Source organism: Solibacillus sp. FSL R7-0682 (assembly GCF_038005985.1).
In the GTDB taxonomy this organism is placed as follows: domain Bacteria; phylum Bacillota; class Bacilli; order Bacillales_A; family Planococcaceae; genus Solibacillus.
Window position 1 is genome coordinate 1568516 of the sequence record NZ_JBBOUI010000001.1, and the last position, 11404, is coordinate 1579919.

The following is an 11404-nucleotide window of genomic DNA, read 5'->3' on the forward strand; positions in this document are numbered from 1 at the left end:
AAGAAATGAAGAAAGGCAGGGGGGAATCTCCTGTCTTTTTTTTAGTAGAAGTTAGACTTCTTACAATTTTCTATATAATAGTAGAAACTCCAAATAAAAAGCCGTCCCACATGGATAATGTAGGACGGCTGAAGAAATTATTTTGATTTAACTTTACCTGTCCAAGTTTTAAACCCACCTTGAAGTTGGTAAATTTGTGTGTAGCCTTTTTTCTTTAAGTTTAATGCAGCACGAGAGCTACGACCAGAGTTTTGGCAGTAAAGATATACTGGTAGATCTGGACGAATCTCCTTATGACGTGTGTTAAATTGTGTCATAGGGATGTTACGAGCGCCTAAAATGTGTCCTGCTTCGAATTCTTTTGGTTCACGTAAATCAATTAATTGTGCTTTACGGTAGCCTTCAATAAATTGCTCTTGTGTTAAGTTTGTTACGGCTTTTTTTAAGCGTAGTGAATTTACTACTACATACACTACGATGACTGCTAAAATAGCTAAAATCGTGTATAAAATTGTCACTGCAATATTGCCCCTTTCTTTCTCTAGTTCTATTATAAAAGATGAACTAGAGATAGTCGAGTCAGTTTGTAAAAATGCATTAGTGGAGGCGAGTATATTTTGAAAAAACAATGGTATTTTATTAATTCAGGCCCATGCAGTCCATCTTTTAATATGGCCTTGGATGAAGCGTTACTTGATTGGCATAGTGAAGGTAGTATACCACCAGTCATTCGATTTTATGAATGGAATCCTGCGACACTTTCAATCGGTTATTTTCAGCAAGTTGCACGTGATATTAATATGGAGACGATTAATGAGAAAAATTTAGGTTTTGTACGCCGTCCAACAGGTGGACGAGCAGTTTTACATGATCAAGAACTTACTTATTCGGTAATCGTATCAGAAAACTATCCAGAAATGCCTGCAAGCGTCACAGAAGCATATCGTGTCATTAGTGAGGGTCTTTTATTGGGATTCCAAAAACTAGGCTTAGAAGCGTATTTTAGCGTACCTGATACGCAAGAAAAATTAGATGATTTGAAAAAACCAAAAAGCGCGGTTTGTTTTGATGCACCGAGCTGGTATGAACTTGTTGTTGAAGGTAAAAAAGTAGCGGGTAGTGCGCAAACACGTCAAAAAGGTGTTATTTTACAACATGGTGCCATCTTATTAGATTTAGATGAAGAGTTATTACTTTCAGTTTTTAATTTTGATTCTGAAATATCGAAAGAAAAGATGCGCCAAAAGTTACCAGAAAAAGCAGTAGCCATTAATCAATTAACAGAAATAAAATTTACAATAGAACAATGTATGGAAGCATTCTCAAAAGGATTTGAAGAAGCACTACAAATTAAACTCATTCCGTATAAGTTAACAAATGAACAGTTACAATATGTTCAAGAAATTGAACGAAAAAAGTATTTGACAGATGAATGGAATTTCAAAAAATAAAAACGAACATCTGTTTGAAAATTTTTTTTGGGACTCGAAACGTTGATATTAGTGGACTTACTATAAAAAAAAAAAAATCAAGCCCTTGTTTGAAAAAAATATATGTTGTAATCTTTTTTAAGTAAATAAATTGGACTCAACATATAGTTTAGTACAAAAGAATCAAACACAATATATAGTGTTTGATTCTCATTTTTGTTGGGAAGTTTAACAATATTCAATCGTTCAAAGGGGGCTTTTGTGATGGCAAGTGTAGTAGAGCAAACCATCCCAGTCGATCAATTAAATCAAGATATTAAGGAATTTCCGCAAGTGCATCCAATTACACCGGATATGCACATTACCCATAAAGGGGTATCTCGTCTTGTAATGATCGACCGTTATTCTTTTAAGGACACGGAAAAGAAAACATTAAAAGCAGGTGATTTTGTTGTACTAACTGTAAAACAAGATCCGAAATTCCCTGCTCGTGGGTTAGGCATTGTACAATCAATCGACCACGAAAACAAAACCGCATCAATTTTAATAGAAGAAGATTATCGTCATGTGCTAGAACCGGACGAGCAAGTAACGGGTATTATTGTCCGTTCACTTGATATTATCGAAAAACCATTAGAAATTTATTATGAGCAAATTGCTAAACGTAATGCAACAGGGCTAGCTTCAGTAGAAAAAACACCAGAGAAACGTCAAGAATGGTTTGAAAAATTTTACGAGCAACTTGTAAAATTAAATTTCATTCCAGCTGGTCGCGTAATTTACGGTGCTGGCTCTGAAACGGAAGTTACATTCTTTAACTGTTATGTTATGCCATTTGTGGCTGATTCTCGTGAGGGCATTAGTGATCACCGTAAGCAAGTAATGGAAATTATGAGTCGCGGCGGTGGTGTTGGGACAAACGGTTCAACACTTCGACCACGTAATACGTTAGCGCGCGGTGTAAATGGTAAATCATCAGGTTCTGTTAGCTGGTTAGATGATATTGCAAAGCTAACACATCTAGTTGAACAAGGTGGTTCAAGACGCGGTGCTCAAATGATTATGTTAGCGGATTGGCATCCAGATATCGTTGAATTCATCATTTCAAAAATGCAAAATCCACGTATTTTACGTTATTTAATCGAAAATACAACAGATGAATCAATTATCCGTTTAGCAAAAGAAAAATTAAAATTCAAGCCTTTAACACAGCAAGAAGATGCAATGTATCAAGGTATTGTAAACTATAAAAACATCGAAGGCTTCGGTGGGTTTAACGAATCGATTATCCGTGATGCAGAAATGAAGCTTCGTGATGGTGGAACATATTCGGTGCATAACCCAGAGTTTTTAACGGGCGCTAATATTTCAGTTACATTAACGAAAGAGTTTATGCATGCAGTTGAAACGGATAGTGACTTCCCATTACGCTTCCCAGATGTTGCAAACTACACACCAGAGCAAATGAAGGATTACAACGAAAAATGGCATGAAGTAGGCGATGTTCGTGAATGGGAAAAGCTAGGCTATCCAGTACGTACATACCGCACAATTAAAGCAAAGGATCTTTGGAATTTAATTAATATTTGTGCGACTTATGCTGCGGAGCCAGGAATTTTCTTTATCGATAATGCAAACGATATGACAAATGCAAAAGCATATGGTCAACAGGTTGTAGCAACGAATCCGTGTGGTGAACAACCTCTTGCGCCATACTCAGTATGTAACTTAGCTGCAGTGAACTTAGCGCAGTTTGCAAATAAAGAAACAAAAACAGTTGATTTTGATGCGTTACGTAAAACTGTAAAAGTTGGCGTACGTATGCAAGACAACGTTATTGATGCAACACCTTACTTCTTAGAAGATAACAAAAAGCAAGCACTAGGCGAACGCCGTGTAGGTCTTGGCGTTATGGGACTTGCTGACTTACTAATTTATTGTGAAAAAGAATACGGTTCAGAAGAGGGCAATCAGCTTGTCGATGAAATCTTTAAAACAATTGCAATCGCTGCATATGAACAATCGATTGAATTAGCAACAGAGCGCGGAAGCTTCCCATTCTTAGAAGGTGAAACAGGCGAAGAAACAGCTCGTTTACGTGAAGCATTTATTAATACTGGCTTTATGAAAAAAATGCCAGAGCATATTCGAGAAGGGATTATCGCAAGTGGTATCCGTAACTCGCATTTATTAACAGTTGCTCCTACAGGAAGCACAGGTACAATGGTTGGCGTGGCAACAGGTCTAGAGCCATACTTCAGCTTTACTTACTACCGTTCAGGTCGTTTAGGTAAATTTATTGAAGTAAAAGCAGAAATCGTAAAAGAGTACTTAGATGCAAATCCAGGTGTAGATGAAAACAATTTACCAAGTTGGTTCAAATCGTCCATGGAACTATCTGCAGAAGCCCATGCGGATGTACAATGCATCATCCAAAACTGGATTGACTCATCAATTTCTAAAACTGTAAATGCACCAAAAGGCTACGGTGTAGAACAAGTACAACAAGTGTACGAGCGTCTATACAAAGGCGGCGCTAAAGGTGGTACGGTATATGTAGATGGCTCTCGTGATACACAAGTATTAACGTTAAAAGCAGAAGAATCTCATTCAGATGAGCAATTAGAATTTGAAGAATTAAAGCAAGCTGAAGAACAAGTGAAGCGCCAAGTCGTATTAGTGGATACAATTAAGCCATTAACAGATACTGACGTAACAATTGGCTCTGAAGTTGGTAATACTTGCCCAGTTTGCCGTCAAGGTACGGTAGAGGAAATGGGCGGCTGTAACACATGTACAAACTGTGGTGCACAGCTTAAATGTGGTTTATAAGGTGTACGTTCAGAAAGTAAAAGTTACACTATGTTATTAAAAGTTTAAGAAAAAATCCTGTATTGTTTAAATTGCACCTTCACTTGTTAGACATATCTAACAAGTGAAGGTGCAGTTTTTTTAATTTACTTTTAAAGATAATTGTAGTGATATGGGTGTTGATCCGAGTAGCTCATATTATTTAGTGGATTTGGAAAGGGGAAAAGTTCTTCAAGATTCCTATGATTAAAGTAATTTTTTTCATTTTTACACATCCTAAAGTAATTTTACACATTAGCTATTACTTCGGCATTTTAGTTACTATTTCCTTTGAACATTGATAGAGCGGTGTTTAGTAGCCTTAATTTAAATTTAGTCCCAAAAATCGTATTGTGCTTAGCCACCCTTATGCAACAATCTTGCGCAATTCATGAAGAGGAATTGTGCCATTTTCTGTAATAGGGATTTATCTCACCTTTGGCAGTATTTGTCCAATATTTATAATCCAACTTTTTATATCCAATACGAAATCCGCATTCATCTTTATAGAATACAACTTCATAAACATCCTTTTACTGTTTATCTAATAAACTCATTGAAAATTGAAGCATTTGATATTTATGGAACCATTTTGTGGAAAGATCGCGTGTGTGAAGATGGATAAGTAATTAGCCTAAACTTTCAAATGTTAAGAGTTTTGTAATGGAGGTTTTGAAAACTTTGTTGTTGTGGGTAAGGCACGAATCTTTAATAAAGATTGCGTCATTTTTTATTAAAGGACCATATTGATGAATAAAAACCTTTTTGGGATGTTATCAAACAATCCTTCGGGAACGATTTATTATAAAGGGGTTTAGAAATTTTTGTAGAAATAAATCGATATGCTATTTAGCAATACCAGAATGAGGTGGATTAATAGATGACTAAAATAATTTATCCTAAATTGAGTAAAAATGAACTTACTTTTGGAGTTATGGCTCCATCTAGTGGAGTAGAAGCCCATTGCGTCTAAAGAGAGATATTATATTTATGAAATTAATGCGACATGGGATAAAGGAAAAATAACATACTTATTTGATGTTAATATGAAATGAAATGAAATGAGAGTGACCTACAATTAAAAACTTAAGGTCGATCTTCTTAAACTAAAGGGGTCTTTAGTGAATGATAAAGGTTTTCTAATTATGCGAGGGGGGAGAAAATGAGGGGAAATTTATTTGTGTTAACAGTATTTTTGTTATTTGTATTAGTTGGTTGTTCACAACAAGAAACATTAACAAAGGAAGCAGATAACAGTAACAATCATTTAGGGGGAGATGCTTCAGATTTAGATATACCTTCTAAGGAAAGTATTTTAAAAGTGGGTTATCCAAAAAATGAAAATGGGCAAACCTACGGACCTGATATTTCAGGCTTAAATCCTGGTGAACTTGGAGTACCTGATTTAATATTGGCACAAGGTGAGAACGGTATAATAGGGTATGCAAAAAAAGTAGAATTGGAAGGACCGAAGCCAAAAACCCCTGAAGAAGCACTTAAACTAAATAATCTTCCTCCAAGAGCAGTTCCTTTGTATGCTGTTGATGGAGAGACTATTATTGGTGAGTTTTGGATAGGTAAATAGATGATGTTCTATTATTGAATAATTTATGATAAAGAGCATCTGTAATTCAACTAACGTGCTACTATTCTTGAAGATCATTGAGTTGCATATGCAGCTCTTTTTTCTTACTAAACTAAATTATCAGGTTAGTTTAAGAAGAATAAGAAAAAGGGAGCAACAATTCATGAGGTTGCGTATTGTCCAGATAAACCAAAGGCTTGATGTAAATGTAAAAAACCAAATAGCAAAATGATTTTAGATTTAGGAGAAAAATACAATATCTTGAGAAATCATATATGGTTGGAGATACTGATACGGATATGCAGGTAGGTAAAAAAGCAGGTACAAGAACCGTTTTTATTGGTAAGAGTGATCCATTAGCAGATGAAGTGTTCCCAAATTAAATAGAGGCAAAGCAATGGATTATTTTGATATTGAAAATGAAAAGAATTAACTCACAGTGGAAACAGGTAGGATCATATTTTTTAAAATGTAATTAAATATAAAGAAGCTGGGACAGAAGTGAAAATTTCTCTATTTACGGTAAAGTGCAGTACAAAAAAACATCATTTTTCTCACTCGAGAAAAATGATGTTTTTGTATTGTCCCAGACTCTTTAATTTGCCGTAAAATGCTATTAATCTTTTTAAAACAACAACATGTATCTAATGATGGCTAACCGTATCATCAGTAGATCTCCGAATAAATTCTAAGTATGTTAAATAGCAAAATTAATATATTAAAATTCCTAAGGGGAGGCATTTTTTTATATTTTCATGTCGAGTGTATTTTGCATTTTATAACCTAGAGAAGTTACTATTTAAGTGTCACTGAGCAGAATAAACTATTTTGAACTGTTAATTTGTTGTAGTAACTTTTTTTGAATATTAATGTACTGAAGTAATTCTTCCTCGGTAAGAATACCATAGACTGATTCATAGTATTGTTGACCAAGACTTTCTGCTTCACGTAATATATTCATCCCACATTCAGTAATATGAAGATACATCTTTCTTCGATCGTGTACATCTGTTGCTTGTTCAATATAGCTAGCAGTAATTAACTTATTAATAATGGTAGAAATGCTGCTTTTTGAGTAGCCTAATTTTTTTGCTAACTCAACGGGCTGACATTTACCGAGTTTGCGAATTTCACTAAGTACAATAATTAGTGAAATCCCAATCGGTTGCTTAAATCCTTCCGTGTATCGAATAATACTCGCATTATTTACTTGCTCTACCATATTAATTAATTCATAAAATTTTGGTTTATCCATCGCTTTGTCTCCTTTAGACTAGCGCAATTGAATCGAACCACCATCAACCATAAATGTTTGTCCTGTAATGTATCGTGCGTCATCAGAAGCTAAGAATACTGCCACTCGACCGATATCTTCTTCGGGTTCGCCCCAACGGCCTAATGGAATTGATGTCAGGCTAGCTTCATACATTTCTGGGAATGCTTCAGCCCATTTTTCAACAGCAGGACTTTTGGCAATCGGGCTAATTAAATTCACATTGATGTTAAATTTACCCCATTCATTTGCTGCAACACGTGAAATTGCACGAATTGCTTCTTTTGCAGCAGCGTAGGCTGTTTGTGTTGGTTGACCATTTAATCCGGCACCAGACGCAAAATTAATGACTGAACCTTGAGTTTCCTTAAGGTAAGGAAGGGCAGCTTTCATTAAATAAAAGGTTGGGTAAAAACCTGTACCAAATGAAAGATCAAAATCTTCTTGTGTAATTTCTTCAAATGGTTTTTGTTTCGATGCATGCGCATTATTTACTAATACGTCTAATTTACCATACTTTTTAACAACGGATTCAATGATGTTTGGTAAATTTTCTACATCAAATAAATTGCCAACTAAAAACGTTGACTTTGGTGAAAATTGCTGAACTTTTGCTTCTACAATTTTCCCCGCTTCTTCATTAACATCTACTAATGCTAAAATAGCACCTTCTTTGGCCATAGCTAGAGCCATACCAGTAGCAATACCACCAGCACCTCCAGTAATAATGACAACTTTATCTTTTAAACGCATAAAATTAGTCACTCCTTTCGAAAAGCATTATAGCACAGATAGTTCACTAGTGAACTATAAAGATTATTCTGAAAAATTAGGTGGTTTTTTACTAATGATGGTCGCATTTTGTTGAAGGATAGATTGAATAAGGCTTTAGCGTTGGAAGATTAGGTATTATTCCTTAAAACTTAAGACTAATTACTGATATTTTTTTGCTTTACATTGCTTTATCATTGAAAGGCAGTATAAAAACTATCAAGTATATCCTGCAAATATATGAATGATAGGTGAACAACATGAATTATCAAGTATTATTATATTACCATTACACAACGATTGAAGATCCAGCAGCATTTTCTGTGGAGCATTTAGCGTTTTGTAAGGAAATCGGCTTAAAGGGTCGTATATTAGTCGCAAATGAAGGCATTAACGGGACTGTTTCGGGAACAATCGAGCAAACAGAAGCTTATATGCAAAAAATGAAGGCAGATCCATTATTTGATGGCATCGTATTTAAAATTGATGTAGTAGACAACCATGCGTTTAAAAAAATGCACGTTCGTCCACGTCCAGAACTAGTGAACTTAGGTTTAGAGGAAGACGTAAATCCGCATGAATTAACGGGCCGTTATTTAACGCCAGAGCAATTTATGAACGAAATGCAAGATGAGAACACCGTTATTTTAGATGTGCGTAACACATATGAGTATGATGTCGGTCACTTCCGCGGGGCAATTCGCCCAGAAGTACAAAATTTCCGTGATACCCCACAATGGGTACGTGAAAACCGCGAGTTATTTGAAGGTAAAAACGTATTAACATATTGTACAGGGGGAATTCGTTGTGAAAAATTCTCAGGTTGGATGAAGCGTGAAGGGTTTGGCGATGTTGGGCAATTACACGGTGGTGTCGCAACATATAGTAAAGACCCGTCGACAAAAGGGCAATTATGGGACGGCCAAATGTATGTATTTGATGAGCGTTTAACAGTGCCAATTAACCAGGTGGAGCATGTTGTAGTTGGGCGCGATCATTTTGATGGCACACCATGTGAACGCTATATTAACTGTGCAAACCCAGAATGTAACAAGCAAGTTTTAGCGTCTGAGGAAAATGAAGCGAAGCATTTAGGTGGCTGTACGATTGAATGTACGAAGCATGAGCGTAACCGCTTTATCGTACGTAAAGGTTTAACAGAAGAACAAGTTGCAGAGGCAATCGCTCAATTAGAAGCATAATAAAAATTTGACGTCTACCTTATTTAAAGGATGTACAAAATTAAATAAATAGAGAAAGGTAAGCTATTACATACAGTAATTCGCTTACCTTTTTTTATGTTATTCTCTCTTATTTACCTACTAAAACAAAGACATTTCCATCAGGTGCTTGCATGACGGCTACATGACCACCTAAATGATTTGGGAATGGAGTTTGAATCCATTGAACTTCATTGTTCGCTTTTAAAGTTTCGTAAGTTTTTTGAACGTCTTCACAAACAATCTCAATTTCTTCAAAATTTAATTTTGGATTATTCTTTAACACTAATTCTGAATTACCCTCAGGGAATTTCATACCAATTAGTTTCCATTGTCCTTCTGCGTCTTGAAAGGTTTCCCAACTTTTTGTTAAACCGAGTGATTCATAAAACTTTACCGACTTTTCAATGTCCTCCGTATAAATAGCAATACATTCAATTTTCTTCCACATGACTCTATTTCCTCCTTTATAGAACGTATGTTCCTTATGATAGAATAAACCAAATTTAACTAAAAGTATAGGGGTATAACCAGGTGATCAATTTTTTTCGGAAGGTAGTTATTTAATTTATCAGGGGATCTGTAATCATCATGTATAATAAGGGAAAATGTTATAAAAGGGGTACGTTACGTGCAAAAAATTTATGTAGTAGAAGATGATGTGGTCATTTTAGAAGAATTAAAAAGACTTTTAAAAAGTAATGGCTACTTACCCGTGGATGCACCACCTTGTGACTTAGCGTTGCTAGATATCAATTTGCCAGGAAGCAATGGTTTTGAAATTTGTCGTAAACTTCGTGAATCATCAGATGTACCAATCATCTTTTTGACGGCAAGAGATTCCACGGAGGATGAGCTAGTAGGTTTCGGGGTTGGTGCGGATGATTATATCCGTAAACCTTATAATTCATCTATACTATTAGCCCGTATTTCACGTTTATTGCTGAGAAAAGCAACAACTCAACAAACAGTACGTGGTTTGACATTAGATATAGGAAATATGACCATTAGCTTTGAGGATAATTCGTCAGAGCTTACAAAAAATGAAACGCGTATTTTAGCGTGCTTAATGAAGAAAGAACTTGTAACAAGGGAAGAAATTATAGAGGATTTGTGGAATAACTCACTTTATATCGATGAAAATACATTGTATGTAAATATTAACCGTCTCCGGGATAAGCTAAAGCAACTCAATGCTAATGATTTTATTAAAACGGTACGTGGTGTAGGTTATCGATTATGATCCGCGATTTTTTAAATGCTAAATTAATTTCTGTAGGATTTTTGTGGATTGGCTATTTTTTGTTGCTATTATTTTTTATGTTGATCAATGTGCCATTTGGAACGATTGTGATGATGACAGTCGCTTTTATTGTTATCCAGCTCAGCTGGCTCGTCGTAAGCTTTTTATATGAAAAAAAGCGCTATGGAGAAGTGCAAAAGTTAAAGGAAAAGCTACAAGAGACGTATTTATTAGGTGAGATATTGCCAAAACCGAGATCGTTAATGGAGCGTAAATACTTTGAAGCGATGCTGGCTGTTTCTCAAGATGCAATAACTCGTGTTGAACAATCAGAACGGTCCTCGAAGGAATATAAGGAATACGTGGAGCTTTGGATTCATGAAATTAAAACCCCTCTCACTGCTATGTCGTTAATTTTAGCAAATGAGCAGGATGTACGAAAGTTAAGGAGAGAGTTAAAACGAGCGGATAATTTAACCGACAATATTTTGCATTATGCGCGCCTAGACTCCATTGAAAAGGATAAACAGCTGAAAGCACATTCGATTAATGGCATCTTAAATGATGCAGTAAAAAATCAAATGGATTTATTAATTGCTGCAAAAATGCAAGTAGAAATCTTTGGGGAATCTTCTGTATATACGGATAGTAAGGCACTTCAATTTATCGTCAATCAGCTCTTAACAAATAGTGCAAAGTATAGTCCTGGTGCAAAAATCATAATGCATATTAAGGGGAATGTTTTAATCTATGAAGATGATGGCATTGGTATCCCAAGTCATGAATTAGAGCGTATTACAGAGCGGGGATATACAGGGACAAATGGGCGTAAGTTAGGGACGAGTACAGGAATGGGCTTATATATTGTGGCACAACTGTGTAGAGAGTTACATATTGATTTGCAAATTAGCTCTGAATTAAAGCAATTCACACGTTTTGAGTTAATCTTTCCAAAACTAACGAAAATGTAAGATTTCTTGCCAACACTGTTAGATAATATGTGCTCATCGAATGGTACGATAAGGTCGAAAC

10 protein-coding genes and 1 pseudogene are annotated in these 11404 nt (G+C 35.5%); 7 read left to right on the forward strand and 4 right to left on the reverse strand.

The annotated features are described in order from the left end of the window. Positions 1–137: 137 nt before the first annotated feature. Positions 138–518: a rhodanese-like domain-containing protein gene (locus MKZ17_RS07995; RefSeq protein ID WP_340723217.1), complete on the reverse strand. Its 381-nt coding sequence runs from the start codon at positions 516–518 to the stop codon at positions 138–140. Positions 519–671: 153 nt separating this feature from the next. Between MKZ17_RS07995 and MKZ17_RS08000 the strand changes: the two genes are divergently transcribed. The 4 genes and pseudogenes from MKZ17_RS08000 to MKZ17_RS20560 all read left to right on the forward strand — a co-directional run. Further along, on the forward strand, positions 672–1451 hold the full coding sequence (locus tag MKZ17_RS08000) for a lipoate--protein ligase family protein (RefSeq protein WP_340725521.1): 780 nt from the start codon (positions 672–674) through the stop codon (positions 1449–1451). Between the two features lie 243 nt (positions 1452–1694). Continuing rightward, positions 1695–4262: a vitamin B12-dependent ribonucleotide reductase gene (locus tag MKZ17_RS08005; RefSeq protein ID WP_340723218.1), complete on the forward strand. Its 2568-nt coding sequence runs from the start codon at positions 1695–1697 to the stop codon at positions 4260–4262. A gap of 1180 nt (positions 4263–5442) precedes the next feature. After that, entirely contained in the window at positions 5443–5865 is a 423-nt protein-coding gene (locus MKZ17_RS08010) for a metal ABC transporter substrate-binding protein (RefSeq protein WP_340723219.1), read from the forward strand. Positions 5866–6006: 141 nt separating this feature from the next. Then, positions 6007–6248 (forward strand): annotated as a pseudogene (locus tag MKZ17_RS20560) (HAD hydrolase-like protein); the annotation flags it as partial. Positions 6249–6688: 440 nt separating this feature from the next. On the opposite strand, the gene MKZ17_RS08020 reads toward MKZ17_RS20560, so the two are convergent. Together MKZ17_RS08020 and MKZ17_RS08025 are read right to left on the reverse strand one after the other, a co-directional pair. Further along, a complete protein-coding gene (locus MKZ17_RS08020) occupies positions 6689–7120 on the reverse strand; it encodes a MarR family winged helix-turn-helix transcriptional regulator (RefSeq protein ID WP_340723221.1) in 432 nt (143 codons plus the stop codon). Positions 7121–7138: 18 nt separating this feature from the next. Then, positions 7139–7891, reverse strand: a complete 753-nt coding sequence (locus MKZ17_RS08025; protein WP_340723222.1) for an SDR family NAD(P)-dependent oxidoreductase — start codon at positions 7889–7891, stop codon at positions 7139–7141. A gap of 278 nt (positions 7892–8169) precedes the next feature. Between MKZ17_RS08025 and trhO the strand changes: the two genes are divergently transcribed. Next, positions 8170–9111, forward strand: coding sequence for an oxygen-dependent tRNA uridine(34) hydroxylase TrhO (gene trhO, locus MKZ17_RS08030; RefSeq protein WP_340723223.1), 942 nt, complete (start codon positions 8170–8172; stop codon positions 9109–9111). A 109-nt stretch (positions 9112–9220) separates the two neighbouring features. Here the strand turns inward: trhO and MKZ17_RS08035 are convergent, their stop codons facing one another. Next, positions 9221–9580, reverse strand: coding sequence for a VOC family protein (locus MKZ17_RS08035; protein ID WP_340723224.1), 360 nt, complete (start codon positions 9578–9580; stop codon positions 9221–9223). 180 nt (positions 9581–9760) lie between these two features. Between MKZ17_RS08035 and MKZ17_RS08040 the strand changes: the two genes are divergently transcribed. Together MKZ17_RS08040 and MKZ17_RS08045 are read left to right on the forward strand one after the other, a co-directional pair. Beyond that, complete coding sequence (locus tag MKZ17_RS08040; protein WP_340723225.1) at positions 9761–10372, forward strand: response regulator transcription factor; 612 nt, start codon at positions 9761–9763, stop codon at positions 10370–10372. Then, complete coding sequence (locus MKZ17_RS08045) at positions 10369–11343, forward strand: sensor histidine kinase (protein ID WP_340723226.1); 975 nt, start codon at positions 10369–10371, stop codon at positions 11341–11343. Before MKZ17_RS08040 ends, MKZ17_RS08045 begins: the two co-directional genes overlap by 4 nt. Positions 11344–11404: the final 61 nt, after the last annotated feature.

Excerpts from the sequence above, each read along its gene's own strand:
- MKZ17_RS08000 (WP_340725521.1), top strand. The coding sequence starts at position 672 with ATGGCCTTGGATGAAGCGTTACTTGATTGGCATAGTGAAGGTAGTATA.
- MKZ17_RS08005 (WP_340723218.1), top strand. The coding sequence starts at position 1,695 with ATGGCAAGTGTAGTAGAGCAAACCATCCCAGTCGATCAATTAAATCAA.
- MKZ17_RS08010 (WP_340723219.1), top strand. The coding sequence starts at position 5,443 with ATGAGGGGAAATTTATTTGTGTTAACAGTATTTTTGTTATTTGTATTA.
- MKZ17_RS08020 (WP_340723221.1), bottom strand. The coding sequence starts at position 7,120 with ATGGATAAACCAAAATTTTATGAATTAATTAATATGGTAGAGCAAGTA.
- MKZ17_RS08025 (WP_340723222.1), bottom strand. The coding sequence starts at position 7,891 with ATGCGTTTAAAAGATAAAGTTGTCATTATTACTGGAGGTGCTGGTGGT.
- trhO (WP_340723223.1), top strand. The coding sequence starts at position 8,170 with ATGAATTATCAAGTATTATTATATTACCATTACACAACGATTGAAGAT.
- MKZ17_RS08035 (WP_340723224.1), bottom strand. The coding sequence starts at position 9,580 with ATGTGGAAGAAAATTGAATGTATTGCTATTTATACGGAGGACATTGAA.
- MKZ17_RS08045 (WP_340723226.1), top strand. The coding sequence starts at position 10,369 with ATGATCCGCGATTTTTTAAATGCTAAATTAATTTCTGTAGGATTTTTG.